The organism is Terribium retamae, assembly GCF_022347545.1.
GTDB classification, from domain to species: domain Bacteria; phylum Pseudomonadota; class Alphaproteobacteria; order Rhizobiales; family Rhizobiaceae; genus Mesorhizobium; species Mesorhizobium retamae.
In genome coordinates this window covers 158,559-184,465 of the sequence record NZ_JAKREW010000007.1, presented here as the reverse complement: position 1 = coordinate 184,465, position 25,907 = coordinate 158,559, and the positions used below count along the sequence as shown (strand labels likewise).

General features: G+C 63.6%; 27 protein-coding genes and 1 riboswitch. Of the genes, 20 read left to right on the top strand and 7 right to left on the bottom strand.

Annotated elements, in window-relative coordinates:
* From L4923_RS10765 to L4923_RS10745, 5 genes are all read left to right on the top strand, one after another.
* Nucleotides 1–944, top strand: a 944-nt coding sequence (locus L4923_RS10765) for an ATP-binding protein (RefSeq protein ID WP_486389242.1), incomplete at its 5' end; no start/stop codon positions are given.
* On the top strand, nucleotides 941–1,816 hold the full coding sequence (locus L4923_RS10760; protein ID WP_239364651.1) for a 5-oxoprolinase subunit B family protein: 876 nt from the start codon (nucleotides 941–943) through the stop codon (nucleotides 1,814–1,816). The genes L4923_RS10765 and L4923_RS10760, both read left to right, overlap by 4 nt.
* Entirely contained in the window at nucleotides 1,806–2,777 is a 972-nt protein-coding gene (locus L4923_RS10755; protein ID WP_239364649.1) for a 5-oxoprolinase subunit C family protein, read from the top strand. Before L4923_RS10760 ends, L4923_RS10755 begins: the two co-directional genes overlap by 11 nt.
* Nucleotides 2,778–2,871: 94 nt before the next feature.
* Nucleotides 2,872–4,227, top strand: coding sequence for a purine-cytosine permease family protein (locus L4923_RS10750; RefSeq protein WP_239364647.1), 1,356 nt, complete (start codon nucleotides 2,872–2,874; stop codon nucleotides 4,225–4,227).
* Between the two features lie 71 nt (nucleotides 4,228–4,298).
* Complete coding sequence (locus tag L4923_RS10745) at nucleotides 4,299–4,886, top strand: biotin transporter BioY (RefSeq protein WP_239364645.1); 588 nt, start codon at nucleotides 4,299–4,301, stop codon at nucleotides 4,884–4,886.
* Between the two features lie 177 nt (nucleotides 4,887–5,063).
* Here L4923_RS10745 and L4923_RS10740 read toward each other — a convergent pair whose 3' ends face one another.
* Nucleotides 5,064–5,738, bottom strand: a complete 675-nt coding sequence (locus tag L4923_RS10740) for a hypothetical protein (RefSeq protein WP_239364644.1) — start codon at nucleotides 5,736–5,738, stop codon at nucleotides 5,064–5,066.
* A 93-nt stretch (nucleotides 5,739–5,831) separates the two neighbouring features.
* Between L4923_RS10740 and L4923_RS10735 the strand changes: the two genes are divergently transcribed.
* Nucleotides 5,832–6,536 carry a type 1 glutamine amidotransferase gene (locus L4923_RS10735; RefSeq protein ID WP_239364642.1) on the top strand — a complete coding sequence of 235 codons (705 nt, stop codon included), beginning with the start codon at nucleotides 5,832–5,834 and terminating at the stop codon, nucleotides 6,534–6,536.
* Nucleotides 6,537–6,638: 102 nt separating this feature from the next.
* Complete coding sequence (locus L4923_RS10730; RefSeq protein ID WP_239364639.1) at nucleotides 6,639–7,112, top strand: nucleoside deaminase; 474 nt, start codon at nucleotides 6,639–6,641, stop codon at nucleotides 7,110–7,112.
* A 14-nt stretch (nucleotides 7,113–7,126) separates the two neighbouring features.
* Here L4923_RS10730 and L4923_RS10725 read toward each other — a convergent pair whose 3' ends face one another.
* A complete protein-coding gene (locus tag L4923_RS10725) occupies nucleotides 7,127–8,233 on the bottom strand; it encodes a calcium:cation antiporter (protein WP_239364636.1) in 1,107 nt (368 codons plus the stop codon).
* A gap of 375 nt (nucleotides 8,234–8,608) precedes the next feature.
* Here L4923_RS10725 and L4923_RS10720 point away from each other — a divergent pair, with 375 nt between their 5' ends.
* The 7 genes from L4923_RS10720 (at nucleotide 8,609) to L4923_RS10690 (ending at nucleotide 14,651) form a co-directional block, all read left to right on the top strand.
* Complete coding sequence (locus L4923_RS10720; protein ID WP_239364633.1) at nucleotides 8,609–8,749, top strand: hypothetical protein; 141 nt, start codon at nucleotides 8,609–8,611, stop codon at nucleotides 8,747–8,749.
* 439 nt (nucleotides 8,750–9,188) lie between these two features.
* Nucleotides 9,189–9,300, top strand: a riboswitch (TPP riboswitch).
* A gap of 111 nt (nucleotides 9,301–9,411) precedes the next feature.
* Complete coding sequence (gene thiC / locus L4923_RS10715; RefSeq protein ID WP_239364630.1) at nucleotides 9,412–11,268, top strand: phosphomethylpyrimidine synthase ThiC; 1,857 nt, start codon at nucleotides 9,412–9,414, stop codon at nucleotides 11,266–11,268.
* Nucleotides 11,265–12,248: a glycine oxidase ThiO gene (gene thiO / locus L4923_RS10710; protein WP_239364627.1), complete on the top strand. Its 984-nt coding sequence runs from the start codon at nucleotides 11,265–11,267 to the stop codon at nucleotides 12,246–12,248. Before thiC ends, thiO begins: the two co-directional genes overlap by 4 nt.
* The gene (gene thiS / locus L4923_RS10705) at nucleotides 12,232–12,429 is read left to right on the top strand and encodes a sulfur carrier protein ThiS (protein ID WP_239364625.1); all 198 of its coding nucleotides are present in this window, start codon (nucleotides 12,232–12,234) and stop codon (nucleotides 12,427–12,429) included. The genes thiO and thiS overlap by 17 nt, the downstream gene beginning before the upstream one ends.
* A 4-nt stretch (nucleotides 12,430–12,433) precedes the next feature.
* A complete protein-coding gene (locus L4923_RS10700) occupies nucleotides 12,434–13,207 on the top strand; it encodes a thiazole synthase (protein WP_239364623.1) in 774 nt (257 codons plus the stop codon).
* Nucleotides 13,204–13,809, top strand: coding sequence for a thiamine phosphate synthase (locus L4923_RS10695; RefSeq protein ID WP_239364622.1), 606 nt, complete (start codon nucleotides 13,204–13,206; stop codon nucleotides 13,807–13,809). The genes L4923_RS10700 and L4923_RS10695 overlap by 4 nt, the downstream gene beginning before the upstream one ends.
* Nucleotides 13,800–14,651 (top strand): hydroxymethylpyrimidine/phosphomethylpyrimidine kinase, encoded by an 852-nt coding sequence (locus L4923_RS10690; protein WP_239364621.1) that lies wholly within the window; start codon nucleotides 13,800–13,802, stop codon nucleotides 14,649–14,651. The genes L4923_RS10695 and L4923_RS10690 overlap by 10 nt, the downstream gene beginning before the upstream one ends.
* Before the next feature lie 2 nt (nucleotides 14,652–14,653).
* Here the strand turns inward: L4923_RS10690 and L4923_RS10685 are convergent, their stop codons facing one another.
* The 4 genes from L4923_RS10685 to L4923_RS10670 form a co-directional block, all read right to left on the bottom strand.
* Nucleotides 14,654–15,349 (bottom strand): metallophosphoesterase, encoded by a 696-nt coding sequence (locus L4923_RS10685; protein ID WP_239364665.1) that lies wholly within the window; start codon nucleotides 15,347–15,349, stop codon nucleotides 14,654–14,656.
* 193 nt (nucleotides 15,350–15,542) lie between these two features.
* A complete protein-coding gene (locus L4923_RS10680) occupies nucleotides 15,543–15,761 on the bottom strand; it encodes a hypothetical protein (RefSeq protein ID WP_239364620.1) in 219 nt (72 codons plus the stop codon).
* A 139-nt stretch (nucleotides 15,762–15,900) separates the two neighbouring features.
* On the bottom strand, nucleotides 15,901–17,037 hold the full coding sequence (locus L4923_RS10675) for an alpha-hydroxy acid oxidase (RefSeq protein ID WP_239364619.1): 1,137 nt from the start codon (nucleotides 17,035–17,037) through the stop codon (nucleotides 15,901–15,903).
* Nucleotides 17,034–17,870 carry an FCD domain-containing protein gene (locus L4923_RS10670; RefSeq protein ID WP_239364618.1) on the bottom strand — a complete coding sequence of 279 codons (837 nt, stop codon included), beginning with the start codon at nucleotides 17,868–17,870 and terminating at the stop codon, nucleotides 17,034–17,036. The genes L4923_RS10675 and L4923_RS10670 overlap by 4 nt, the downstream gene beginning before the upstream one ends.
* Nucleotides 17,871–18,074: 204 nt before the next feature.
* Here L4923_RS10670 and L4923_RS10665 point away from each other — a divergent pair, with 204 nt between their 5' ends.
* The 6 genes from L4923_RS10665 to glcF all read left to right on the top strand — a co-directional run bounded on the left by L4923_RS10665 (nucleotide 18,075) and on the right by glcF (nucleotide 24,938).
* The gene (locus L4923_RS10665) at nucleotides 18,075–19,397 is read left to right on the top strand and encodes a DUF3422 family protein (RefSeq protein ID WP_239364617.1); all 1,323 of its coding nucleotides are present in this window, start codon (nucleotides 18,075–18,077) and stop codon (nucleotides 19,395–19,397) included.
* 158 nt (nucleotides 19,398–19,555) lie between these two features.
* Nucleotides 19,556–21,052, top strand: coding sequence for an FAD-linked oxidase C-terminal domain-containing protein (locus tag L4923_RS10660; RefSeq protein WP_239364616.1), 1,497 nt, complete (start codon nucleotides 19,556–19,558; stop codon nucleotides 21,050–21,052).
* 2 nt (nucleotides 21,053–21,054) lie between these two features.
* Nucleotides 21,055–21,639: an ASCH domain-containing protein gene (locus tag L4923_RS10655; RefSeq protein ID WP_239364614.1), complete on the top strand. Its 585-nt coding sequence runs from the start codon at nucleotides 21,055–21,057 to the stop codon at nucleotides 21,637–21,639.
* Nucleotides 21,640–21,713: 74 nt separating this feature from the next.
* The gene (locus L4923_RS10650; RefSeq protein ID WP_239364663.1) at nucleotides 21,714–22,160 is read left to right on the top strand and encodes an endonuclease domain-containing protein; all 447 of its coding nucleotides are present in this window, start codon (nucleotides 21,714–21,716) and stop codon (nucleotides 22,158–22,160) included.
* Nucleotides 22,161–22,413: 253 nt separating this feature from the next.
* Entirely contained in the window at nucleotides 22,414–23,616 is a 1,203-nt protein-coding gene (glcE, locus tag L4923_RS10645) for a glycolate oxidase subunit GlcE (protein WP_239364612.1), read from the top strand.
* Nucleotides 23,617–23,618: 2 nt separating this feature from the next.
* The gene (gene glcF / locus L4923_RS10640; protein ID WP_239364609.1) at nucleotides 23,619–24,938 is read left to right on the top strand and encodes a glycolate oxidase subunit GlcF; all 1,320 of its coding nucleotides are present in this window, start codon (nucleotides 23,619–23,621) and stop codon (nucleotides 24,936–24,938) included.
* A gap of 36 nt (nucleotides 24,939–24,974) precedes the next feature.
* Here the strand turns inward: glcF and L4923_RS10635 are convergent, their stop codons facing one another.
* Nucleotides 24,975–25,883, bottom strand: a complete 909-nt coding sequence (locus L4923_RS10635; protein WP_239364606.1) for an SDR family oxidoreductase — start codon at nucleotides 25,881–25,883, stop codon at nucleotides 24,975–24,977.
* Between the last annotated feature and the right edge of the window lie 24 nt (nucleotides 25,884–25,907).

Genomic DNA, 25,907 nt, shown 5'->3' with positions numbered 1-25,907 from the left:
CCCGCGGTGTCCCGGGGCGGATCCAGGCCGCCGCGGGCGGCGGCGGGCGCGGCATTCGCGTCGCCGCCGACCTCGACGAATTCACGCGTCAGTTTCCGCAGGCCTCGGCCGAAGCCGCCGCGGCTTTCGGCGATGGTGGGCTGTACATTGAAAAGGCCGTGCTGGCGGCGCGCCACGTCGAGGTGCAGATCCTCGGCGACGGCAAAAATTTCGTGCACTGCTTCGAGCGTGAATGTTCGTTGCAGCGCCGCCGCCAGAAGGTCTGGGAAGAGGCGCCCGCGGTCGGTCTGCCCGCAACCGTGCGCCGGAAGCTCTGCGACAGCGCCGTCGCCCTGGCGCGTTCAGTCGGCTACAGCGGTGCCGGCACGGTGGAATATCTCTATGACGAGGCCAGTCAGGCGTTCTACTTCCTTGAGGTGAACACCCGCATCCAGGTCGAGCATCCGGTCACGGAGATGATCACTGGTGTCGACCTGGTGCAGGAAATGCTGCGCATAGCAGGCGGCGAGCCGCTATCGGTCCGGCAGGAAGATGTCTCTATCCTCGGCCACGCCATCGAGTGCCGCATCAATGCCGAGGATCCCGCCAGGAACTTCATGCCCTGGCCGGGTGTGGTCTCGAAGCTGGCTGTGCCCGACGGCGAGGGGGTGCGCTTCGACACGATGCTCTTCGACGGCTATTCCGTGCCACCTTTCTACGACTCGCTGCTGGGCAAGCTTGTGGTGCATGGCACCGACCGCAGCGATTGCCTGGCCAAACTTCGTGCCTCGCTGCAATCGCTGAAGATCGAGGGCATTCCGACCACCATTCCGCTGCATGCGGCCCTGGCTGGCGATGCTGATGTCGTGGCCGGCGCATTCCACACTCGTTTCCTCGAGGGGTGGCTGGAAACGAAGTTCCAGGTGCCGATGCAGGACGACAGTGCGAAGGAGGCTGCGCAATGAGCAACCGCTACTCGTTCGGCGGCGACGAGCATCTCTTCGTCGAATGCGATGAGAGCATGTCCTTGGAAGCGTTCTTCAAGAGCCTGTCCATGACCAGCGCCATCCGTGATAGCCGTATCCGTGGCGTCACCGAGATCTGCCCGGCCAACGCATCCTTCCAGATCAAGTTCGATCCGGATGTCATAAAGCCGGACGACATCCTGGCCGAGATCCAGGCGATCGAGAAGGCTACGACGAAGGCCGAGCCGGTGATCAACACGCGCGTCGTCGAGATTCCCGTCTTCTACGAGGACCCATGGACCCACGAGACGCTGATGCGTTTCCGCGAACGGCATCAGGATCCCCAGGCGACAGATCTCGAATATGCCGCGCGCATCAACAATCTCGGTGGTGTCGGCGATTTCATCTCTGCCCATAGCGGTGCGCCATGGTTCGTCTCGATGGTCGGCTTCGTCGCCGGCCTTCCGTTTATGTACCAGATGGTCGATCGGCCGCGGCAGCTTCAGGTGCCGAAATATCTGCGTCCGCGCACCGACACGCCAAAGCTGACCGTCGGCCATGGCGGCTGTTTCTCCTGCATCTATTCGGTGCGCGGCGCCGGCGGCTACCAGATGTTCGGCATCACGCCGATGCCGATTTTCGATCCCGAGCAAAAGACCAGTTATCTCAGGGACTTCATGGTGTTCTTCCGCCCAGGCGACATCGTGAAGTTCCGTCCGATCGGCCGGGACGAGCATGACGGCATCGAAGGCGATGTGGAGGCCGGGCGCTTCGTGCCCATCATGCGCGACGTCACCTTCGACCTGCGCGAATTCCGCAAGGACATTGACGGTTACAACGCCAAGCTGGAGGGCGAGGTCCATGGTGGTTAGCGTCATTAATCCGGGCCTTGCCACCACGGTCCAGGACCTCGGCCGGCCCGGCTATTTTCATCTCGGCATCCCGGTTGGCGGGGCACTGGACCGCATGGCGCTGCGTGCCGCCAACCTTCTGGTCGGCAACGATGAAGGCGCGGCATGCCTCGAAGCTGTGTTCATGGGGCCTGAACTCGAATTCCGCGACGATGCGACGATTGCGGTTACCGGTGCGGAAATGCCGATCAGGATAGACGGCGTCGAGCAGCCATCCTGGACTGCGCTCAAGGTCAGGGCCGGCGGTAGGCTGAGCTTCGGGTTCCTCAAGAAGGGCGCGCGCATCTATGTGGCGATCGCAGGAGGCATCGATGTACCGGAAGCGCTCGGCAGCCGTTCGACCTATGTCATCGGTGCGTTGGGCGGATTCAAGGGCAGGGCGATCGCCAAGGGCGACGAACTGCCCGTCGGGCAGCCCGGCTTGACGAAGGAAGGCAGGACCTTGCCGGAAGGGTTGCGGCGGCCGTCCGCTGCGCCGGCAGAACTGCGCGTGCTGCCGGGCCTCTATGCGCACAGGTTGCAGGAAGAGTCGCTGGCCGGTTTCTTCGAAGACCAATGGAAGGTCGCTTCCGAAGCCGACCGCATGGGCTATCGTTTCAAGGGCGGCCGGCCCCTGCGGTTCGTCGACCGCGAGCCGCCCTTCGGCGCCGGCTCCGATCCCTCCAACATCGTCGACAGCTGCTACCCCTACGGCTCCATCCAGGTGCCGAGCGGCAGCGAGCCGATCATCCTGCATCGGGATGCGGTGTCCGGCGGCGGCTACTTCATGCTCGGCACGGTGATTTCCGCCGACATGGACCTGATCGGGCAGATGCAGCCCAACACGCCCACGACCTTCGTCAAGGTCGACATGGCCGAGGCATTGCGCGCACGCGCCGATAGGGCGGAGCTGCTCAATCGGATGAGGGAGGCGCTGGCCTGAAGCAATTCGGTTTTCCGTCCGCAATTGCGTCGAACAAGGAGGCGGCGAGCCAGACAAGTCGTCAGTCATAACCAAAAAAGAGAAGGGGAATATCATGGCTGGAAAACTAGCGGCTGATGAAGCCGACACACTGGACTATTCGAACATTGCCGTACCACCCAATGCCCGCATGCCGAAGATGGCGTTGACCATGGCATGGTGGGCCGTCTGCAGCGCCGTCTTCTACATCGTGGTCGGCGCCGCGCTGGCGCTTGGCTTCGGCACCTGGAACGCGATCATCGGCATGGTGCTGTCGGTGGTCGCCTATGGGCTCATCAACGCGGTGTTGAGCAGGTTCGCCATCAAGACCGGGCTGTCCGTCGCCCTGTTCTCACGCGTTCTGTTCGGCAATGTCGGGGCTGGCCTCGCGACATTGATCTTCTGCGCTACCGCCATCTACTACGCCGTCTTCGAGGGATCGGTGATCGCGGTCGGCATCAACAACATCTTTCCGTCGATCTCCTATCCGATCGCTGCCCTGATCGTCGTGCTTTATTCGGTGCCGCTGATCTTCGGCAGCATCCAGACATGGCTCGACAAATTCAACGGCGTGCTGCTGCCGTTCTACATACTGGGCCTCGTGCTCGCGGTTGTGCTGGCGATCAGCCAGTATGGCTACAGTGACAAGTGGCTCAATCTCGGACCTGCAGGCGGCGAGCCGGCATTGGGCTGGCTGTCCTGCTTCGTGTACTACATGGGCGTGTGGGTGCTGACGATGTTCACCTTCGACTACGCCCGTTTCGGCCGCCAGGAAGATGCCGGCTATCACGCCTATTTCAACTTCGGCATGCCGTTCTATGTCATGGTGTTCCTGGTCAGCGGCCTGTTCGGCATGTTCATGGTCGGCACGGTGCCGGACCTCGGCACCGTCACCGAAGTCTCTGTGCTGCTGGCGCTTCTGAAGATCATGGGCATCGGCGGCCTGCTCTTCGTCTGGGTCACGCAGACCCGCATCAATACGGCGAACTATTACCTTGCAGCCGTCAATCTGGAGGCGCTGGTGCAGCTGTTCGGCAAGCCGCCTTTCGGCCGTATCGGCTGGGCCATCGTGGTCGGCGCGATCGTCTATCTGCTGATGCTGATCGACGTGTTCAGTTACCTGCTGCAGGCGCTCGCCTATCAAGGCATCTTCGTCGTTGCCTGGGTGGCGGTTGCCATGGCCCACATCTTCTCCAGCCGCTACGAGCAGCTTGTCGGCAGCACGATCGAATACCGTTCGAGCCACGTGCCGGCTTTCAATCCACTCGGCATCATCGCCTGGTTCGCGGCGGCGGCCGTCGGCATCGCCCTTCACCTGTGGGGTGGCGCCTACACGGAGCTATCGGCGCCGGCCACCGCGGTCGTCGGTTTTTGCATCTACGCGCTTGGCCTGAACAGCGCCAAGCGCGAGTGGTTCCTCACCGCCGCGTGACATCCAGGCCTCGCGCCCTGTCAGGGGCCGAGGCTCTACCGAGAACTCAAAAACGAGAAAGGACAGGTCCCATGGCTTCCCAGGCTGGCATCTCCACATTGCTGCAGCGTTTCGTCGGCGAGACGTCGCTGTTGCAAAAGGCCGCCGTCGTCTTTGCCGGTTCGCTCCTGCTTTGGGCATCGGCAAAGGTCCAGCTTCCCTTCTATCCCGTGCCGCTGACCATGCAGACTTTCGCGGTGCTCGCCATCGGCACAGCGCTCGGCTGGCGGCTCGGGCTTGCCACCGTCCTGCTCTATCTCGCCGAGGGCGCCGCAGGTTTGCCGGTCTTCGCCGGCACACCGGAAAAGGGCATCGGCCTTGCCTATATGATGGGGCCGACCGGCGGCTATCTGCTGGGCTATCTGCCTGCCGCCGCCATCTGCGGCTGGCTGGCCGAACGCGGCTGGGATCGCAGCGTTGCGCTCACCGCGCTGGCGATGCTGGCCGGCACCGTCGCGATCTATCTGCCCGGCCTGCTCTGGCTCGGCGCGCTCGTCGGCTGGGACAAGCCGGTGCTGGCATGGGGGCTGACCCCATTCCTGCTCGGCGACCTGTTGAAGCTCTCTTTGGCGTCGGCGGCGCTTCCGCTGGTCTGGCGCCACGTCGGCAAGAACAGCTGATTTGCATTCCTCCCCCCGATGCGGACCGCGTCGGTTCGAGAGGCCGGCAGGGCGGGAACTGCGCCAAGACGCGATGGGGGCATCGCGCGGGCGTAGCGCTCCGCGCTGTCGGCTCCCTGTAGTGCCTGCGCTCTCCATCATGCAGCGGGGCAGGGCAGGGAGCAGTTCGCGCAGGTCTCATCCGTTTCCCGCGCTCGCATGCCAAACCGGCGTAAAGCCGGCGGCGAGCGCGGCAACCGCTGTTGGAGGGGTGATCAGCGCGACTGACGCGCCGCCCCTGGTTGCCGCGCTCATGCTGACCGGCCTGTCGTAGCCGGCAAAGCTCCAGCCCAGCAGCCCGCCGTCCCGCAGGGCAAAAGGCTTGCCGCCGATATCCACCATCGCGCCATCCGGCAGCCGCGCGATCTCCTCGGCCGGGATCGGCGGCAAGGGTTTCCGGGCCGACGCGAAACGCTCCTTGTGCAGCCTTGCGTCCAGTTGCGGCGCGCGCGGCTCGGCGATGCCGAAGGCCTTGCCAAAACAGCGGAGGAATTCGCTCGCCCGCGCGCGCTGGCAGAAAAAGCAGGGCCGGTGGCCGGCGGCAAGCGCGGTCGGTTGGTCGAGGAAGAACAGCTCCGTCCAGCCGGCTTTGCCGCCTCCCTTTCCGTCGACTTGCCGGTTGCGCCCCATCGGTTCGCGCCTGCGGCCCTGATAGTCGCAGACGCAGATGATCCAGGCCGGCAGTGCCCAGCGCTTCTTGAGCAGCGTCTTCGTCTCCGGGTCGTGGATAATGCCGCGATTGCCGGTGAACAGTCCGCGTTCAGGCACGGCGTGGATGGCGCCGTATGGATCGACCCGATTCTGCAGTGGCATAGGCTTTTTCCGTTTCCTGTCCTGCACCGGCGCTTGGCCGCTGCTTTGCTGGCATGATACGCAACCACCAGCGCAATTCATGTCAGGATGGTCATGCGGGTTCTTGTCGTCGAGAATTACCAGGGTACCGACCTCGGCAATGTCGGAGCGGCACTTGCCGAAGCCAACGCCGAGATCGATGTCCGCAAGGCCTATCTCGGCGATCGGTTGCCGAAAGATGCCAGCGAACATGACGCTCTGGTGCTGTTCGGCGGCGGCCAGAATGCGCTCGCCGACGACAGCCATCCCTATTTCCCCGAATTGCTCGACCTCATCCGCGACTTCGCTCACAAGGATCGCTCGGTGCTCGGCATTTGCCTCGGCAGCCAGCTTCTGGCGCGCGCCTTTGGCGGGATCAATCAGGTTGGGGGCGCATCCGAATTCGGCTGGCACGGCGTGACCCTGACCGAAGAGGCAAAGACAGACGCGGTTCTCAGCGCCATGCCGGTGGCTTTTCCGATCTTCCAATGGCACGATGATACCTTCACCCTGCCGCCCAGCGCGGTACGCTTGGCCTCGAGCGCGGTGGCCGAAAACCAGGCCTTCCGTCTCGGCCGCGCCGTCTATGCTTTCCAGTTCCATTTTGAGGCCGACCGCGCCGTGGTCGACTATTGGACAACCGCCTTTGCCGACACGGTGACAGCACGCTGGCCTGATTGGCCGGAGCGGCTTCCCGCCGAAGCGGCTCGCAATGCTGCGCTGGCCGATCAGTCCGGTTTGGCCATCGCCAGGGCGTGGGTCGCTACGATCGGAAGGTGAGTGGCAGGCAAGCCGCAGCCCGGCTAGAGTTGTCCCCAGGTTGAGCATGCCGACATGTCGCATGCTCGGCCGGCGAATCGTTCCATGAGAATGGATGACACGATGAACGACATTGACCTCAAACACCTGCGCCGCTGCGTGGATTTGGCAAAAGCTGCCTTGGATGCAGGCGATGAACCTTTCGGCTCGATCCTGGTGTCGGGCGAGGGCGAAGTGCTGTTCGAAGATCACAACCATGTCGCGGGCGGTGATCTTACCCAGCATCCCGAGTTTGCGATCGCCCGCTGGGCCGCCAACAACATGACCGCCGACGAGCGTGCTGCCGCGACGGTCTACACGTCGGGCGAGCATTGCCCTATGTGCTCCGCGGCCCACGGCTGGGTCGGGTTGGGCTGCATCGTCTATGCCAGTTCAACCAGTCAGCTCACCAGCTGGCTTGGCGAGCTTGGAGTCACTCCTTCCCGGGTTCGTGCCTTGCCGATCGAAAGCGTTGTCGAGGGTATCGCTGTCGACGGTCCCGTTCCCGAGCTTGCGGAAGAAGTGCGACAACTCCACCGATCGTTCCACAGCCGTTGATCCCAGCGCCCGATCTACGGCACCGCCGTAATCAACAGGAAGATCACGAAGATGCCGAGATGCACCATGCCTTGCAGCACGGTGGTGCGTCCGGTTCCCAGGGTGATCGTGCTGACGAACAGCGTCAGCAGCAGCAGAACCGTCGTTGCCGGACTGAGGCCCAGGGTGAGCTTACGGCCCGTCAGGACGGCGACCGCAGCGACGACGGGGATCGTCATGCCGATGCTGGCCAGCGCTGAACCAAGCACCAGGTTCACACTGTTTTGCAGCCGGTTCAAAAGGGCAGCGCGAACCGAGGCGATGCCTTCGGGCAACAGCACCAGCGTTGCGATCACGACACCGACCACCGCTTGGGGAAGACCTGCGGCCGCAACAAGGGTCTCGAGCGGGTGCGACAGCACCTTCGCCAACAGGATGACGACGAGCAGTGAAGCCGGGAGCATTACCGCACTCACCAACGTCACCTTGGGGGCAGGTGGTTCGAGAGGGGCCTCGTCGGGATCCTGTCCCTCAACGGGAACGTCCATGAAATAGTCGCGGTGCTTGATCGTCTGGACGAAGACGAAGACCGCGTAGAGAACCAGCAACACCGCGCTGACCACCAGCAGCTGGACCGGCGAGAACTGCTGCGGCCCGCCTGCCGAGACGAAATTCGGCAGCACCAGCACGCTGATCGCCAGTGTTCCGAGCACGGCAAGCGAGGCGGATGCCGCATTGAGCTGGAAAAGTTGCTCATGATGCCGCCGGCCACCAAGAACCAGGCAAAGTCCGATCACGCAGTTCAGCACGATCATCAATGCCGAAAAAACCGTGTCGCGGGCCACGGAATCGCTTCCCTCCGAGCCGGCAAGCATGATGGATACGATCAGGCCGACCTCCAGGATCGTCACCGCAGCCGCCAGGATGATCGATCCCATCGGTTCGCCGACCCTGAGCGCAAGAATTTCCGCATGGTGCACGGATGCGAACACCGAGGCGCCGAGGGCGATGGAGGCAAGGATGATGACAGGGGTCGAATCGTCCGAAACCAGCCCGAGATATTTCAGGGCAACCAGAACGAGCGCGACCGCCGGCGCGGCCCAGGTCCAGAACGGTATTGTCGTGTGGTGATCGATAGCCATGTGTTCCTTAAGCGACGGAGATCATTGCCAGTTTGAAGGTGTTGGCGCGAAGGTAGTGGAAGTAGAGCGCCCTGTACATTCGCGCGCGGTCGACAGCCACGCTGGAGCTTCCGTTACGTCCCCGTGGCAAATTTGGCACGCCGGCCGGATTCCGCTGTGGATGGCGCATTTCGCGCTTGGCCTGTGTCAGGTCGATTTCCTAGAAGGCGGCGGCTGGTTTGCCGGCACTGGTGCCCCACTGTGGCACAAGCGTCACACAAGCCGAAACAAGCATCGTCCAGACACGTGAATGTGCGGAAACAACGCCACGAAATGTGCGTTTCAACACATTCGTAACCGATCCCCTGCAGGACAATACAGAAGGCTCAATTTGAGATGACCTCCGTGAAAGCAGCGCTTCTGTCCTTCTTCATGCTGTCCGCCATCGTCGTGTGCGGCCTCGGCATCTACGCAGCCGATGCGGCCAACAACCACAACGCCGTCGACGGCTATGGCGTGGTCTCCGCCTCGCACTGACCTTCGCAATCACGCTCCGGTAGTTCCCTGCTCAACGCTCCGCGTCGTGCAAGGGATATCGGTTGCACGGAGGTGCGTCCTTCGAGGCTCGCTGCGCGAGCACCTCAGGATGAGGGACGCGGGTGCCGACCCGCCTCCATCCTCGGCGTTTCAGGATGAAGGGACGTCGGCGCCGGGACATCTCCATCTTCGGCGTTTCAGAATTAAGGGCTTTGCACAGCAATCCTTATCCTGAGGTGCTCGCCCGCACGTCAACTGAAAGCACAGTGTCGTCCTTTGCGGGCGAGCCTCGAAGGACGCACCAAAAATCCCACCATTCCTCGGCGTTTCACGATGAAGAGTTTTGCACGATCGCCCTCATGCTGAAGTCTGAGCGAAGCAAGCTCGAAGGACGCACGGAAACCCCTGTTGACAGAACGCCCGCTTGTCGTTCACCCTTGAGGCTCACCAGGGGGGTCCCGACAAGGGGCTGAGATACTGCTGAAACGCGCAGTGACCCGTTGAACCTGATCCAGTTCATACTGGCGTAGGGACGGTGGAACACTTCGCGGGCCGGCATCTTTCGGCTTCGGTTTTCGGACAAGAAAGTCCGTATTCCATTCAGCGAAGCGTCGCTTCCTCCTCATGCGCGGACTGGGTCTTCTCGCGAAGGAGGCTCGCTCATGAATATCCACACCCCGACCGTCACCGTTGGCGAATTGCCGGCATCGCGCAAGGTCTACAAACCGGGTGTGATCCACCCCGGCCTGCGCGTGCCGATGCGGGAGATCTCCGTTCATCCGACCGCCGGCGAGCCGCCGGTCACGGTCTATGATTCTTCCGGCCCCTACACCGACACCAACGTGCAAACCAATATCGAGCGCGGCCTCCCCCGCCTGCGCGAGGAATGGGTCGTCGCGCGCGGCGATGTCGAGCGCTACGAAGGCCGGCTGGTCAAGCCTGAGGACAATGGCTTCGTCTCCGGCGAGCGGCTGACGCCGGAATTCCCGGTGCGCAACCAGCCGTTCCGGGCAAAGGACGGGCGCGCCGTCACCCAGCTCGCTTATGCCCGCGCCGGCATCATCACGCCGGAAATGGAGTTCATCGCCATCCGCGAGAACCTCGGTCGCCAGGCGATACATACCAAATTGCCGCGCGACGGCGAGAGCTTCGGCGCGTCGGTTCCCGACTATGTCACGCCGGAATTCGTGCGCGACGAGGTGGCGCGCGGCCGCGCCATCATCCCGGCCAACATCAACCACCCGGAAGCCGAGCCGATGATCATCGGCCGCAATTTCCTGGTGAAGATCAACGCCAATATCGGCAACTCGGCTGTCACCTCGTCGATGGCGGAAGAGGTTGAAAAGATGGTCTGGGCGACTCGCTGGGGCGCCGATACGGTGATGGACCTTTCCACCGGCCGCAACATCCACAACATCCGCGACTGGATCCTGCGCAATTCGCCGGTGCCGATCGGCACCGTGCCGCTCTACCAGGCGCTGGAAAAGGTCGGCGGCGTTGCCGAGGACCTCACCTGGGAAGTGTTCCGCGACACGCTGATCGAGCAGGCGGAGCAGGGCGTCGATTATTTCACCATCCACGCCGGCGTGCGGCTGCCCTACATCCCGCTCACCGTCGATCGTGTTACCGGCATCGTCAGCCGCGGCGGCTCCATCATGGCTAAGTGGTGCCTCTACCACCACAAGGAAAGCTTCCTCTATGAGCATTTCGAGGAGATCTGCGACATCTGCCGCGCCTATGACGTGTCGTTCTCGCTGGGTGACGGCTTGCGCCCCGGCTCGATCGCCGACGCCAACGACGCCGCGCAGTTCGCCGAACTGGAGACGCTGGGCGAGTTGACGCAGATCGCCTGGGCCAAGGATTGCCAGGTGATGATCGAAGGCCCCGGCCATGTGCCGATGCACAAGATCAAGGAGAACATGGACAAGCAGCTCGCTGTCTGCGGTGAGGCGCCGTTCTACACGCTTGGGCCGCTCACCACGGATATCGCGCCGGGCTACGACCACATCACCAGCGGCATTGGCGCCGCCATGATCGGCTGGTTCGGCACGGCGATGCTCTGCTACGTCACGCCGAAGGAGCATCTCGGCCTGCCCGACCGCAACGACGTCAAGGTCGGCGTCATAACCTACAAGATCGCCGCCCATGCCGCCGACCTCGCCAAGGGGCATCCGGCTGCCAAGGTGCGTGACGATGCGCTGTCGCGGGCGCGTTTCGAGTTCCGTTGGGAGGACCAGTTCAACCTCTCGCTCGACCCGGAAACCGCGCGCTCCTTCCACGACGAGACCTTGCCCAAGGAAGCGCACAAGGTGGCGCATTTCTGCTCCATGTGCGGGCCGAAATTCTGCTCCATGCGCATCTCGCACGATATCCGTGCCGAGGCGCAGAAAGAGGGCATGGCGGCGATGGCAGAAAAGTTCCGCGTCGGCGGCGATCTCTATCTGCCTCTCGATTCCGTCGACACCGTCGACGTGGCCGCTTCCGTCGAGAGAACGGAGGCGGGGGCGGAGCAGCCATGAAGGCCCTGGTCAAGGGAGCCGGCGTCGCCGGGCTGACGCTGGCCTTCGAACTGGCGTCGCGCGGCGCCGATGTCACCGTCATCGAAAAGCGGCATCGCCTTGCCGGCAGCGCCTCCTGGGCTGCCGGCGGCATGCTGGCGCCGTGGTGCGAGCGCGAAAGCGCGGAAGAGGCGGTCGTCACATTGGGTCGCCTCGCGCTTGACTGGTGGGAGACCGTGCTGCCGGGCCATGTCGTGCGCACCGGCACGCTGGTGGTGGCGCCGGCGCGGGATACGAGCGAGCTCGACCGTTTCGCGCGGCGCACGACGGGGTTTACGGCAATCGGCGAAGAGGCGATCGCCGCGCTCGAACCGGACCTTGCAGGCAGATTCCGTCGCGGGCTGTTTTTCGCGAATGAGGCGCATCTCGATCCGCGCCGCGCCTTGCTCGCCCTCAAGGACAGACTGGTCGGCATGGGCGTGCGTTTCGAGTTCGGCTACGGCGCCGTGCGTGTGCCGGAAACGGTCGACATCGAGGCCGACTGCACCGGCGTCGAGGCAAGCGTCCCCGGCCTGCGTGGCGTGCGCGGCGAAATGCTCTTGCTGCACGCGCCGGATGTCTCGCTGGCGCGGCCTGTCCGGCTGCTGCATCCGCGCTTTCCGGTCTATGTCGTGCCGCGTGCCGACCACCTGTTCATGGTCGGTGCGACGATGATCGAAAGCGACGCCAACGAGCCGGTCACCGCGCGTTCGATGATGGAACTGCTCGGGGCCGCCTATGCGCTGCATCCGGCTTTCGGCGAGGCCGAGATCGTCGAAGCAGGCGTCGGCGTGCGCCCTGCTTTTGCCGACAACCTGCCGCGCATCGGCCGCGAGGCGAACCGGATCAGCATCAATGGTCTCTACCGCCACGGTTTCCTGCTGGCGCCGGCAATGGCGCGGCAGGCGGCCGACATGATCTTCAATTCGCAAAGGGAGCTTGCCGATGCGGCTCATCATTAACGGCGAAAGCCGCGAGGTCGGCGCTGCCACCCTGGCGGCGCTTCTCGTTGAACTTGACTACGAGGGCGGCTGGCTGGCGACCGCGCTCAACGGCGAGGTGGTGCCGGCCAGGGAGCGCGACACCTGCCGCATCGCCGACGGCGACCGCATCGAAATACTGTCTCCGATGAAGGGAGGGTGACGTTATGCTCGAACTCTACGGGCAAACATTCTCCTCGCGCCTGCTGCTGGGCACAGCGCTTTATCCGTCGCCGGCGATCATGGCCGATGCGATCAAGGCAGCGCGGAGCGAGATCGTCACGGTGTCGCTCCGCCGCGAGACTGCTGGCGGCAAGACGGGTGGACAGTTCTGGTCGCTGATCCAGTCGATCGGCGTGCGCGTTCTGCCCAACACTGCCGGCTGCCATTCGGTGAAGGAGGCTGTCACCACGGCGCAGATGGCGCGCGAGGTCTTTGCCACCAACTGGATCAAGCTGGAAGTCATCGGCAATCACGACACCTTGCAGCCGGACGTCTTCGGCCTTGTCGAGGCCGCTCGCATCCTGAGCGAGGACGGCTTCGAGGTGTTTCCCTACACCACCGACGATCTGGTCGTGGCTGAGCGGCTGCTGGAAGCCGGTTGCAAATTGCTGATGCCGTGGTGTGCGCCGATCGGCTCGGCACGTGGACCGCAGAATGCCGATGCGCTGCGCTCGCTGCGCGGTCATTTCCCCGACGTACCGTTGATCGTCGATGCCGGTATCGGCCGGCCGTCGCACGCGGCCGCCGTGATGGAGCTCGGTTACGACGCAGTACTGCTCAACACCGCCGTCGCCAAATCCGGTGATCCGGTTGCCATGGCTGGCGCTTTTGCCAAGGCGGTCAAGGCCGGGCGGGAGGCCTTTCTGGCCGGTCCGCTCGAACCGCGCGACATGGCCGTTCCCTCCACCCCCGTCATCGGCATGGCAGCCTTCTCATGAAACTTGATCCGTTCTACTTGATCGTCGATTCCGCTGCTTCGATCGAGCGGTTGGTGCCGCTTGGCGTGAAGCTGGTGCAGTTGCGCGTCAAGAATACGCCGGATGAAGTCTTGCGCGCCCATATCCGTGCCGCCAGGGCAACATGCGAACGCCACGGCTGCCAGCTCATCATAAACGACTATTGGCGGCTCGCCATCGATGAGGGCTGCGATTTCGTCCATCTCGGCCAGGAGGACCTGGCCGAGGCCGATCTTGAGGCCATCCGCCGGGGCGGGCTGAGGCTGGGGTTGAGCACGCATGACCACCTCGAGCTGGAAACCGCACTGGCGGCGGAGCCCGATTATGTCGCGCTGGGGCCGGTCTATCCGACCATCCTGAAGGCCATGAAATGGGCGCCGCAAGGCCTCGACCGCATCGCCGAATGGAAGCGCCGGGCTGGTGATACGCCGCTTGTCGCCATCGGCGGATTGACCGTCGAGCGTATCCCGGGTGTCTTCGCCCAAGGCGCCGACAGCGCCGCCGTCGTCACTGACATCACCCGTAATGCCGAGCCGGAAGCCCGCACCCGCGAATGGCTGGCGGCAACCGCACAATGGCGATGATGCCTGACAGGCAGGTCCTGATCGTCGCCGGTTCGGACTCCAGCGGTGGCGCCGGCATCGCGCGTGATGTCGAAACGGTCGCGGCCTTCGGCCTGCGTGCCTGTCTCGCGGTCACTGCTGTCACCGTACAAACCCATGACGCGGTCGAACGGGTCGAGCAGATGCCAGCCGATCTGATCGCCGCGCAGATGCGGGCTGCTTTTGCCTCCAACGCGATCGCCGCGGTCAAGATCGGCATGCTGGGCACTTCAGATGCCATAAATGCCGTCGCCTCCGTTCTGGCCAGCCGCTTGCCGTTGCCGGTGGTGCTCGATCCGGTCCTCGCCTCGACGTCAGGTCGCGCCCTGCTGGCGATGGATGCAGTCGAGGTCCTCAAGCGTCGCTTGATGCCGCTCTGCACGCTCGTCACGCCCAATTTGCCGGAACTGGCGCTGTTGAGCGGCAAACCGGCCGCGGTGGACGAAGCCGGCATCATCGATCAGGCCGGACCGCTGTTGGAAGGCGGCGCGCCGGCCTTGCTGGTCAAGGGGGGGCATGCCGAAGGCGATCGTTCGGTCGACCTTTTTCTACGCATTGGCGCGAAGCCGTCCCGCTTCGAGGCGCCACGTCTCGATGCCCGCTTGCGCGGCACCGGCTGCATGCTCGCCAGCGCCACCGCTGCCGGGCTCGCCCTGGGTGGTGATCTGGAAGCGGCTATCGGCAAGGCCAAGGACCATGTTTTCGAAAAGCTGCGCCGGGCGATGCGGCAAGGGTTCCCCTCTCCCTCAGAGGGAGAAGGGGAGGCCTCGCGATGCGCGATCACTCAAGAGATGGGGCAAGGAAGGCGAGGAGGCCCACTCTAAGCCTACACCGTCTCCGTCAGGATACGCTTGTCGGCACCATCGACGACCAATGCGGTCAGCCGGCCGCTCTGGAAGGCGCCCGTGTCGACATTGACGCGATTCGGCAAGAGCTCGGCCTCCACCTGCGGTGTATGGCCGTGCACGATCACCTTCTCATAGAGTCCCGGATGATCGTGGAAGATGGTGCGGACCCAGATCAGGTCGTCATGCGACTGCCGTTCCAGCGGAATGCCGGGTCGGACGCCAGCATGGCAAAAGAAGAAATCACCGAACGAAACCGAATAGGGCAGGTCGTGCAGGAACTGTTTCTGCGCGGACGGTACGGCGCTGACCAGATTTTTCCAGCCTTGCTCGACCGAGACCGGGTCGGCGAAGTCGATCGCCACACCGTAGGACAGCGCGGTCTCGCGGCCGCCATAGCGCGCGAACAGCCCGTCGGCCGCTGGCATCGCGAGGAAGTCGCGGAAGCCGATATCATGATTGCCGGCCAGCGCGATGATGCGCGCATCGCGCTGTTGCGCGGCAATCAGGAAATCGATGACGCCTTTCGAATCCGGGCCGCGGTCGACATAGTCACCGAGATGAATGATGCGCCAGTCGGCGGGTTTGTCGTGCTCGATCTCGGCCGCGATGGTTCTGTGCATACCGGAAAGCAGGTCGAGGCGGCCATGCACGTCGCCGATGGCGTAAAGGCGCATGCCGTCCGGCGCGTGGGCGTCGATAAAATGGATGCCGTCGGTCAAAGGAGAAGCTGCTTTCAGATCGGTTCGGGAGTGCTGAACTATGATCCCGAACCGAAGGTCAGCGAAGCGAAAAGTCGCGGAACTTTTGGACAAGGATGCGGTAAAAGGGAGATAACTAATCTTGGGCGGGAGGCTTTGTGACGCTTCGTTAGATGACGTTCCGGTTGCCTTCGTCATCTACGAGCACGAGCGCGCTGCCGCGGACTTGGCCGCGGTATTTTTCGAAGAATGCATCGCGGCGTTCACGACCTTTTTTGGTCTTTGGTTTCAAGAAGGCCTGCGCCTTTTCAAACCGCGCTTCGTGATGTGGCGAGCCCGAGTTGGCCATCCAAGCCAGTTTACGGAACACGAACTCGATTCGCCCCATCAGCATGTTTCCATTGTCCGTCGAAACCCTAGCAAATCGGCGTCCGGGAGGCCACTGCTGATCAGAGATATTCGGACCAGGATGCGCCAAAGCAGCAAGATAGCGTTCGGTTCGGTGGTTTGAAGATAGCGGAAGCGCGCTAGCGGTAAAGCATATCCTTGCCGACATCCTTGATATCGCGCTTGCCGCACAGGGCCAGCGTCAGGTCGAGCTCCTTGCGGATGATCTCCAGTGCCAGCGTGACGCCTTTTTTGCCGGCCGCGCCAAGTCCGTAGAGGAATGGCCGACCGATATAGGTGCCCTTGGCGCCGAGACACAAAGCCTTCAAGACATCCTGGCCTGAGCGGATGCCGCCATCCATATGGACTTCTATTTTGTCGCCCACGGTGTCGACGATCTGTTCCAGCACTGCGATGGAGGAGGGCGCGCCGTCGAGCTGGCGGCCGCCATGGTTGGAGATGATGATGGCGTCCGCGCCCGTCTTGGCTGCCAGTGCCGCATCTTCCTTGTCCAGGATGCCCTTCAGGATGAGCTTGCCGCCCCAGCGCTGCCGGATCCATTCCACGTCGTCCCACGACAGGCGCGGATCGAACTGCTCGTTCGTCCAGGACGACAGCGAAGCGAGGTCGCCGACGCCCTTTGCATGGCCGACGATGTTGCGGAAGGTACGGCGCTTGGTGCCGAGCATGCCGAAACACCAACCGGGGCGGATCGCCATGTCGATCAGGTTCGGCAAGGTCAGCTTCGGGGGAGCCGACAGCCCGTTGCGCACATCCTTGTGCCGCTGCGCCAGGATCTGCAGGTCGAGCGTCAACACCAGTGCCGAACATTTGGCCGCCTTGGCGCGGTCGATGAGGTTGAGCACGAAGTCCTTGTCGCGCATCACATAGAGCTGGAACCAGAACGGCTTCTTCGTCACCGAGGCGACGTCCTCGATCGAGCAGATGCTCATGGTCGACAGCGTGAACGGCACGCCGAACTCCTCCGCCGCCTGCGCCGCCAGCATCTCGCCGTCGGCGTGCTGCATGCCGGTCGAGCCGGTCGGCGCCAGTGCCACCGGCATCGAGACATCCTCGCCGATCATGGTCGAGGCCAGCGAGCGGTTGTCCATGTCGACCAGTACGCGCTGACGCAGCTTGATCTTGCCGAAGTCTTCTTCGTTGGCGCGGTAGGTGCTCTCCGTCCAGGCGCCGGAATCGGCATAGTCGAAGAACATCTTGGGCACACGCCGGCGAGCCTGCTGCTTGAGATCGTCGATGGTAAGAAGCATGCTCATTTCGCCTTCCCGCTTTCGGGCGCCGCCGCGCCCGTTTCGTTGCGTTTGCGGCCGGGGGCCTGATCCCCGCCACGTTGTTTCAGTCGAAGCCGCGACACGCGTTGCCAGTCGCCGGTGCGTTCGGCTTCCACCATGGAGCGTTCGACATAGGTGATGTGATCCATCGCCGCCTTGCGCGCTGCCGCCGGGTTGCCGGACTTGACCGCTGCATGGATGGCACGGTGCTGGGCCAACAGTTCGTCGCGCGCGCCGGGCAAGGTGAAGACCAGCAGCCGGTTCTGGAACACGCCTTCCGAGAGCAGGCGGTAGCAGGAACGCAGCGTGTGCAAGAGGATGATGTTGTGCGCACATTCACCGACGGCATTGTGGAATTCGACGTCGATGTCGGCTTCGTGCTGGAAATCGCCCGTGCGGTGCGCCTCGTCCATGCGAGCCATGATGCTGTCGAGCAAGGCGAGGTCGTCCGGCGTGGCGCGCCGGGCCGCATATTCGGCGGCGACCCCCTCGATTTCGCGGCGGTATTCCAGATAGTCGGAGGCAGCTTTACGGTGAGTGGAGATCAGCTCCATCACCGGCTTGGAGAACACCTGGCCGATGACGTCGGCGACATGGGTGCCGCCGCCATGCCGGGTCTGTAGCAGGCCGCGTGTCTCCAGCGCCTTCAGCGCGTCGCGCAGGATCGGCCGCGACACTTCGAACTGGCGGGCAAGGTCGCGTTCGCCCGGCAGCCTGTCGCCTGGACGCAGCACGCCTTCCAGGATCAAGGCCTCGATCTGAGCCACCACCTCGTCGGCGGTGCGCGAATGATCGATGCGGGAAAAGATGTCGCTCAAGGAAGTGCCCGAGAAAATGCTATATCGCCTAGAATAGCGGCAATCCTGGCAACTGGTCAATTAATCTGTCCAATTTGCCGCACTCGCGCAGGTGCATGGCAAAAAGCTGTGGTTGCGGTCAAGGCGCCGGTTTCCATTGTCACGGCTTGGGATTGCTCCTAGAGCTTGGAGAAAGACAGGGTTCAGAACCTTGGGGGAACTGCCGTGTCGGACGACCAGTCCAATCTCGAATTCCGGCCGCGCGCCATCGGCAGCGTGCTGGGTTTTCCCGCGCATGAAGGGCGTCCGAGCGCACTCGGCGAAGTGCATGCCCGTCCTCACCCGCTGGTCGAGACGCCGCGAGTCCTGATCCAGCTCTCCTTCATGACCGAGGGTGGTGCCAGCGTCGACCACGCTGTGCTGTCCGAACTTTCCCGGCGCCTGGGCATCGCCGCCCCCGGCAGCCAGGCGCGCCTCCATGCCATGAAATGGGGCAAGGGCTCGCTGCGCTGGGAGCGCCATACCGAGTTCTCGACCTATCTGTGGGAAGGGCCGCTCGATGAGAGCGGACGCGTTCATGAGGACACGCCGTTCGGCAACGGCTTCTCGCCGCCCGGAACGGTGATTTCCGGCATTCGGCTGGAGATCCGCAAATGGACCGCCGCCAACGAGAAGCTGCTCGACAGTTTCGACCCCACCAGCCTGTGCTTTTCGCTGGTGGAGCGGGGTGCTGCCGCCATCGTCGCCGATTTCCGACAGGACGGCGATGGGCTGACCCGCATCCTGGTGCTCAACCGTGCATTAACGCCGGCCAGCACCGGCGCGCTGTCGCAGCGCCTGCTCGATATCGAAACCTATCGGACGCTGGCCATGCTCGGCTTGCCGCTGGCGCAGTCATTGTCGGCGCGGGTGCGCCGCATCGAAGACAAACTCGCCGTCATCACGCGCGAGATGAAGGCTGCGGAAACCCGCGACAGCCAGACCTTGCTCGCCGATCTCACCGAACTCGCCGCCGAACTGGAAGCGGATGCCGCATCCAGTCTCTACCGCTTCGGCGCCAGCCGCGCCTATGACGGCATCGTCAGCGAGCGCCTGGAGGCTCTGGATGAAGAGGTGGTGCCGGGCTACGACACCTGGGGCGGCTTCCTGCAGCGTCGCGTCGCGCCGGCCATGCGCACTTGCCGCTCGGTCGAGGAACGGCAGGCCAACCTATCGCGCAAGCTGACGCGCGCCACCACGCTGCTGCGTACCTGGGTCGATGTCGAGGTTGAAAGACAGAACCGCGATCTGCTTGCCTCTATGAACAACCGTGCCCGCCTGCAGCTGCGCCTGCAGCAAACCGTGGAAGGCCTGTCGGTGGCTGCAGTGTCCTATTACGTCGTCGGGCTGATCGGCTATCTCGCCAAGGGCGCTTCCCTCTTCGGCCATGCCTTTGCGCCGGAAGTGGTCACGGCTGCGTCCGTGCCGGTTGCGGTCCTGCTGGTCTGGTGGGGCGTGCGCCGGGTGCAACGCCTGCATGGCGAACCCGCAAGCCACGCGGGCGAATAATTTGTAATCATCGATCCTGGCTGCCAGCGTCAGATTGACGCGTGGAAAGAGATGCGCTTGAGCACGTCAGCTTTGGCCGAAAGCACCATTTGCATGCATTGTGCCGAATTGGTAAAAAGCTTTTACCAGTAAGTGTTCTCTAAGCGCAGGGAGACATCATGTCCGGTCTTGCCATGCCGAAGCCGGATGAGGCGACGCTTGGGCGGCGGGCCACCATCGTCGCGGATCTCAGGTCGATCGTGCCGGGCGAAGGCGTCGTCGAAACCGTCAACGAGATGCGGGCCTTTGAAAGTGACGGGCTGACCGCCTATCGCCAGCTCCCTCTCGTCGTGGTTTTGCCGGAGACGGTGGCGCAGGTGTCTCGGGTGCTGAAATATTGCAACGACCGCAACATCCGCGTCGTGCCGCGTGGCGCCGGCACTTCGCTGTCCGGCGGCGCCTTGCCGCTGGAAGATGCGGTTCTGCTGGTGATGAGCCGCTTCAACCGCATCCTCGGCATCGATTATCCCAACCGTACCGTCACCGCGCAGCCGGGCGTCACCAATCTCGGCATCACCCATGCGGTGGAGCAGGAGGGTTTCTATTACGCACCGGATCCTTCCTCGCAGATCGCCTGCTCGATCGGCGGCAATGTCGCGGAGAATTCCGGCGGCGTGCACTGCCTGAAATACGGACTCACCGCCAACAATGTGCTGGGCATCGAAATGGTGCTGATGAATGGCGAGGTGGTGCGGCTTGGCGGCAAGCATCTCGACGCTGAAGGTTATGATCTGCTTGGCCTGATGACCGGTTCGGAGGGGCTTCTCGGTGTCGTCACCGAAGTCACCGTGCGCATCCTGAAGAAACCGGAGACGGCACGCGCGCTGCTGATCGGCTTCCCCACCAGCGAGCAGGGTGGCCAATGCGTTGCTGATATCATCGGCGCGGGCATCATCCCCGGCGGAATGGAGATGATGGACCGGCCGGCGATCCACGCTGCCGAGGATTTCGTGCAGGCCGGCTATCCGCTGGAATGCGAGGCACTGCTGATCGTTGAACTGGATGGACCTGCAGTCGAGGTCGATCACCTGATCGGCGCCGTCGAAGCGATCGCCATCAACAATGGCTCGACCACCTGCATCATTTCGAATTCCGAGGAAGAGCGCCTGCGCTTCTGGGCCGGCCGCAAGGCTGCCTTCCCGGCGGTCGGGCGCATCTCACCGGATTATTACTGCATGGATGGTACCATTCCGCGCAAGGAACTGCCGCGCGTGCTAGCGGGCATGCGCGACCTTTCGCAAACCTATGGCCTGCGCGTCGCCAACGTCTTCCATGCCGGCGACGGCAATCTGCATCCGCTCATCCTCTACGATGCCAACGTGCCCGGCGAACTGGACAAAGCCGAGAAGTTCGGCGCCGACATCCTGCGGCTTTGCGTCGAAGTTGGCGGCGTGCTGACCGGTGAGCATGGCGTCGGCGTCGAGAAGCGCGACCTGATGCCGGAGATGTTCAACGAAGCCGATCTCGACCAGCAGATGCGGGTGAAATGCGCTTTCGATCCCAACCATCTGCTCAATCCCGGCAAGGTGTTTCCGCAACTGCGCCGCTGCGCCGAGCTCGGCCGCATGCATGTACATCGCGGCCAGGTCGCCTTTCCCGACATTCCGAGGTTTTGAGGATGCTGTTCAGGCAGGCCATCCTCGAGGCCGTTGCGCGTGGCGACGTCACTCTGGCGTTCCGGCGCTGGCGACGGCCGACGGTGAAGGCCGGCACCGGTCTGCGCACGGCGGTCGGCATGGTGCGCATCGCTGCGGTCGAGCCGATCGAAGAGCAGGACTTGACCGACGCCGAAGCGAAGGCCGCCGGTTTTGCCGATCGCGCCGCGCTGCTGGCCGATCTACGCTCGGATGGCGATCGCACGCTTTATCGGATCGTTCTGGATGGCATCGAGCCGGATCAGCGCCTTTCCCTGCGCGGCGAGGCCAAGCTTTCCGAAGGGGACTGGCACGATCTGACGGCCCGTTTCGCACGCTGGGACAAGGCGAAGCCGGGCTATTTCCCGTCGATCCTGAGCGCTATCGGCGCCCATCCGGGCAAACCGGCTGGCGAACTCGCGCGGGCTGCCGGTGTCGAGAAGCTGAAGTTTAAGCAGGACGTGCGCAGACTGAAGGAGCTTGGCCTGACGGAAAGCCTTGAGATCGGCTACCGGCTCTCGCCGCGCGGCGAGGCGGTGCTGGAGAAATTGCGGGAGCATCGGCTGTGACCCGCTCGGGCCCTCAGGACTCGGGTTCCTCGCACCCGCAAAGCGGGGGAGAGGTGGCTCGGGCGCAGCCCGAGATGGAGAGGGGGGCTTCACACATTCCACCTCGCCGCTCTCCGAGCCACATCGGAAGGGCTCGAGAGCTGCGGCATGGCGGAAATGTCGCCGAAGCTACCCTTTGGAACGAACTGAAAGCAAAGAAACTCAGAGGTCATAAGTTCAGCAGGCAAGTGCCCCTCGGGCCCTACTATGCGGACTTTGTCTGTCGCCAGGCAAAGTTGGTCATCGAACTCGATGGCAGCCAACACGTTGACAACGATTACGATACGCGTCGTGACGAGTTTATGCGGGCGAATGGCTATTCCGTTCTCAGATTCTGGAGCGCCGATGCGCTGAAGAACATCGGCGCAGTTTGTGAAACCATTCTCGCTGTTCTCGATGGCCGGCTCACCGACGACATCACCAGTGCCGATCTCAAGTTCGTTCTCGCGCGTGTGGAACGGCCTGGAGGAGGGGAGAAATGATGATGAATTTCCCGCTCACCGCATACGAGAACCGTCCCCCTCTCCGTCTCGGGCTGCGCCCGATCCACCTCTCCCCCGCTTTGCGGGGGCGAGGAATCGATGTCGCAACGCCGGCGCCTCTCCAGCTTGGGTTCCTCGCCCCGATGAAATGGGGGAGAGGTGGATCGGGCGCAGCCCGAGACGGAGAGGGGGTCTTCGTGCCGCGCGCTTTGCTCCGGAGTCTGGCCACGAGAAATCCTGGAACCATCGTCGCATGACCACCTTCACCCCAACCTCGCCTGCCGAACTCCTTTCCGCGGTGCAATGGGCGGTTGCCGAGGAGGCGCCGCTGGAGATCGTTGGCCATGGCTCCAAGCGCGCCATCGGCCGTCCCTTGCAGACCGAAAATACGCTCGATCTTTCGAAGCTCACGGGCGTGACCCTCTACGAGCCGGCGGAACTGGTGCTGTCTGCGCGTGCCGGAACGCCGCTGGCGCAGATCGAGAAGCTGCTTGCCGAAAACGGCCAGCAATTGGCCTTCGAGCCGATGGACTATGCCCGGCTGCTCGGCCAGGAGCCCGGCAATGGAACCATCGGCGGCGTGCTTGCTGCTAATCTGTCAGGTCCGCGCCGGCTGAAGGCTGGGGCTGCCCGCGATCATATTCTCGGTATCCACGCCGTTTCGGGGCGCGGCGAGGCGTTCAAATCCGGCGGTCGCGTCGTCAAGAACGTCACCGGTTACGATCTTTCCAAGGCGATGGCGGGCTCTTGGGGGACGCTTGCGGTGTTCACCGATGTCACCTTCAAGGTCTTGCCGGCCGCGGAGACCGAGGTGACACTGGCCGTGCGCGGTCTGCTCGACGACAACGCCGCCGCCGCCATGTCGCTGGCGCTCGGCTCAAGTGCCGAAGTGTCGAGCGCGGCGCATCTGCCGGAGCGTATCGCGGCGCGTGTCGCCGACGGCATGCTGGGCAACGAGGCGGCGACCCTGCTGCGCGTCGAAGGGTTCGGCCCTTCGGTGACCTATCGCATCGGCGCGCTCAAGGAACTGTTGCGCCATGCGGGCCCGCTGCAGGAGATCGCCGGCGAGACATCCGAAGCCATCTGGCGCGATGTTCGCTACTGCGTGCCGTTCGCCGGCTCCGACAAGCCGCTCTGGCGCGTGTCGATGGCGCCCGCCGACGGCCATGCCATGGTGATGGCGCTGCGCATGCAGTCGGCGGTGGAGGTGTTCTACGACTGGCAGGGCGGCCTGATCTGGCTCAGCATGGAAATGGGTGAGCCCGAGGACCAGTTGGTGCGGGCGGCGGTGAAGCACTTTGGCGGCGGTCATGCGACGCTTGTCCGTGCGGCGCCTCCTGTCCGTGCCGCAGTGCCGGTGTTCGAGCCGCAGCCACCGGCGTTGGCGGCGCTTGCTCATCGGCTCAAGGCTGAATTCGACCCCAGTCAGATCCTCAATCCCGGCCGGATGGCATAGCAATGCAGACTTCGTTTACCGCCGAGCAACTCGCCGACCCGCATGTCGCGGAATCGGAGAAGATCCTGCGCAAATGCGTGCATTGCGGCTTCTGCACCGCCACTTGCCCGACCTATGTCACGCTCGGCAACGAGCTCGACAGTCCGCGCGGGCGCATCTACCTGATCAAGGACATGCTGGAGAACGGCCGTCCAGCCGACAAGGAGATCGTCACCCATGTCGATCGCTGCCTATCCTGCCTCGCCTGCATGACGACCTGCCCGTCAGGCGTGAACTACATGCATCTGGTCGATCACGCGCGCGCTCATATCGAGAAGACCTACAAGCGGCCGCTGGCCGACCGCCTGATCCGCTCAGTACTCGCCTTCGTGCTGCCGCATCCGGCGCGGTTTCGAGCCGCACTGAAGCTGGCGCGTCTCGGCAGGCCGTTCGCAAGCTTTTTCGAAAAAAGCAAAACGCTGAAGCCGTTGGCGGCGATGCTGAAGCTGGCGCCCGCCAGCGTTCCGGCGGCTTCGGCATTGGCGAGACCCGGTGCGCGCAGCGCCGCGAAAGCGCAAAGGCGAGGGCGGGTCGCATTGCTCACCGGCTGCGCGCAGCAGGTGCTGGAGCCTGGCATCAACGAGGCGACCGTGTCGCTGCTCAACAGGCTTGGCATCGATGTGGTGATGCCTGAAGGCGAGGGCTGCTGCGGCGCGCTGGTCCATCACATGGGCCGCGAGGAAGCTGCACTTGCCTCGGCCCGGCGCAATGTCGATGCCTGGATGCGTGAGCTCGATGGCGAGGGGCTGGATGCCATCGTCATCACGGCTTCCGGCTGCGGCACCACGATCAAGGACTATGGTTTCATGCTGCGGCTGGACCCGGCCTATGCCGAAAAGGCAGCGAAAGTGTCGGCGCTGGCCAGGGACGTGACCGAGTATCTCACCACGCTCGACCTGCCGGAACCCCCGCGCAGTCCGGGCACGGTCGTGGCCTATCATTCGGCCTGCTCGATGCAGCATGGACAGAAGATCACGCGCCAGCCGAAGGACCTGCTTGCACGGGCCGGTTTCGTGGTGAAGGAGCCGCGCGAGGGCCATCTGTGCTGCGGCTCGGCCGGCACCTACAACATCCTGCAGCCGGAGATCTCCGCCCGCCTGCTCGAGCGCAAGGTCAAGAACATCGCCGCCACCGGCGCCGAAGTGGTGGCCACCGGCAATATCGGTTGCATCACCCAGATCGGTTCTGCAGCGAAACTGCCGGTGGTGCATACGGTGAAGCTGCTCAACTGGGCCTATGGCGGCGAGCGGCCTGTCGAATTGAGCGGACGCAAGGCGGCCTGACGCAAATTCCAGGAAAGATTGCGCCCGACGATCCAATTACCGATAGCCCGTCGCGTCCGCAGGCTTGCCGGGCTCCTCGACCTCGGCAATGTACCGCCATGCGTCGGGCTGGGATCCATCCAGGTCGGTGAAACCGTAGACCTTCGCTAAGCCTCCGCTGGAGAGCGACTGGCCGTTCCAGCGCGCCCGGTTCGGGTCGGCTGCAAGCGCTGCGACGGCACGCCCGACGAAATGCGGCGTTTCCGAAATGATGAAATGCGGCACCTTGGCTGTTGCATCACGCCAGTTCTCCTCCCTGACGCCATAGGTTTCCAGCATGATTTCGGAACGCAGCCATCCGGGTGTCAGCGAGATCGCTGTGGCACCGTGCGGGGCAAGATCCTTGGCGTGCGCCCACCCCATGCGGTTCACCGCTACCTTGGCGAGATCGTAGAAGGGTGAGAGGCGGTAATGCTCGGCATTGTATTCAGCGGTGCCATCGGTCACTTCGACCAGCAGCCCGCCGGGGTTCTCGATCAGCAATGGCAGCGCGTGGTGCGCAGTGATGAGATGCGTGTCGATGGCCAGATGCAGCATGCGCAGACCTTTCGCGAGGTCGTGCTCCCACACCGGCTTGTTCCATTCGACATAGTTTTCGCCGCCCCAGATGTCGTTGACCAGGATATCGAGGCGGCCTTGCTCCGCGCGGATGCGCCTTACAAGCGCGGCAACTTCATCCGAAACGAGATGATCGACTTGGACGGCGATGCCTCTTCCGCCAGCCGCGCTGACAAGGTCTGCCGTCTCCTCGATCGTTTCAGGCCTGTTGTATTCGGATTGATGACGCCGCGTCGTGCGCCCGGTGACGTAGACGCTGGCGCCAGCGGCACCGAGTTCGACCGCGATGCCTCGGCCGGCACCGCGTGTTGCGCCTGCGACGAGCGCGACTTTTCCAGCAAGTGTCATTGAAACCTCCTGGGCTTTTGCCTT

Excerpts from the sequence above, each read along its gene's own strand:
- L4923_RS10760 (WP_239364651.1), top strand. The coding sequence starts at position 941 with ATGAGCAACCGCTACTCGTTCGGCGGCGACGAGCATCTCTTCGTCGAA.
- L4923_RS10755 (WP_239364649.1), top strand. The coding sequence starts at position 1,806 with ATGGTGGTTAGCGTCATTAATCCGGGCCTTGCCACCACGGTCCAGGAC.
- L4923_RS10750 (WP_239364647.1), top strand. The coding sequence starts at position 2,872 with ATGGCTGGAAAACTAGCGGCTGATGAAGCCGACACACTGGACTATTCG.
- L4923_RS10745 (WP_239364645.1), top strand. The coding sequence starts at position 4,299 with ATGGCTTCCCAGGCTGGCATCTCCACATTGCTGCAGCGTTTCGTCGGC.
- L4923_RS10740 (WP_239364644.1), bottom strand. The coding sequence starts at position 5,738 with ATGCCACTGCAGAATCGGGTCGATCCATACGGCGCCATCCACGCCGTG.
- L4923_RS10735 (WP_239364642.1), top strand. The coding sequence starts at position 5,832 with ATGCGGGTTCTTGTCGTCGAGAATTACCAGGGTACCGACCTCGGCAAT.
- L4923_RS10730 (WP_239364639.1), top strand. The coding sequence starts at position 6,639 with ATGAACGACATTGACCTCAAACACCTGCGCCGCTGCGTGGATTTGGCA.
- L4923_RS10725 (WP_239364636.1), bottom strand. The coding sequence starts at position 8,233 with ATGGCTATCGATCACCACACGACAATACCGTTCTGGACCTGGGCCGCG.
- L4923_RS10720 (WP_239364633.1), top strand. The coding sequence starts at position 8,609 with ATGACCTCCGTGAAAGCAGCGCTTCTGTCCTTCTTCATGCTGTCCGCC.
- thiC (WP_239364630.1), top strand. The coding sequence starts at position 9,412 with ATGAATATCCACACCCCGACCGTCACCGTTGGCGAATTGCCGGCATCG.
- thiO (WP_239364627.1), top strand. The coding sequence starts at position 11,265 with ATGAAGGCCCTGGTCAAGGGAGCCGGCGTCGCCGGGCTGACGCTGGCC.
- thiS (WP_239364625.1), top strand. The coding sequence starts at position 12,232 with ATGCGGCTCATCATTAACGGCGAAAGCCGCGAGGTCGGCGCTGCCACC.
- L4923_RS10700 (WP_239364623.1), top strand. The coding sequence starts at position 12,434 with ATGCTCGAACTCTACGGGCAAACATTCTCCTCGCGCCTGCTGCTGGGC.
- L4923_RS10695 (WP_239364622.1), top strand. The coding sequence starts at position 13,204 with ATGAAACTTGATCCGTTCTACTTGATCGTCGATTCCGCTGCTTCGATC.
- L4923_RS10690 (WP_239364621.1), top strand. The coding sequence starts at position 13,800 with ATGGCGATGATGCCTGACAGGCAGGTCCTGATCGTCGCCGGTTCGGAC.
- L4923_RS10685 (WP_239364665.1), bottom strand. The coding sequence starts at position 15,349 with ATGCGCCTTTACGCCATCGGCGACGTGCATGGCCGCCTCGACCTGCTT.
- L4923_RS10680 (WP_239364620.1), bottom strand. The coding sequence starts at position 15,761 with ATGGGGCGAATCGAGTTCGTGTTCCGTAAACTGGCTTGGATGGCCAAC.
- L4923_RS10675 (WP_239364619.1), bottom strand. The coding sequence starts at position 17,037 with ATGAGCATGCTTCTTACCATCGACGATCTCAAGCAGCAGGCTCGCCGG.
- L4923_RS10660 (WP_239364616.1), top strand. The coding sequence starts at position 19,556 with ATGTCCGGTCTTGCCATGCCGAAGCCGGATGAGGCGACGCTTGGGCGG.
- L4923_RS10655 (WP_239364614.1), top strand. The coding sequence starts at position 21,055 with ATGCTGTTCAGGCAGGCCATCCTCGAGGCCGTTGCGCGTGGCGACGTC.
- L4923_RS10650 (WP_239364663.1), top strand. The coding sequence starts at position 21,714 with ATGGAGAGGGGGGCTTCACACATTCCACCTCGCCGCTCTCCGAGCCAC.
- glcE (WP_239364612.1), top strand. The coding sequence starts at position 22,414 with ATGACCACCTTCACCCCAACCTCGCCTGCCGAACTCCTTTCCGCGGTG.
- glcF (WP_239364609.1), top strand. The coding sequence starts at position 23,619 with ATGCAGACTTCGTTTACCGCCGAGCAACTCGCCGACCCGCATGTCGCG.
- L4923_RS10635 (WP_239364606.1), bottom strand. The coding sequence starts at position 25,883 with ATGACACTTGCTGGAAAAGTCGCGCTCGTCGCAGGCGCAACACGCGGT.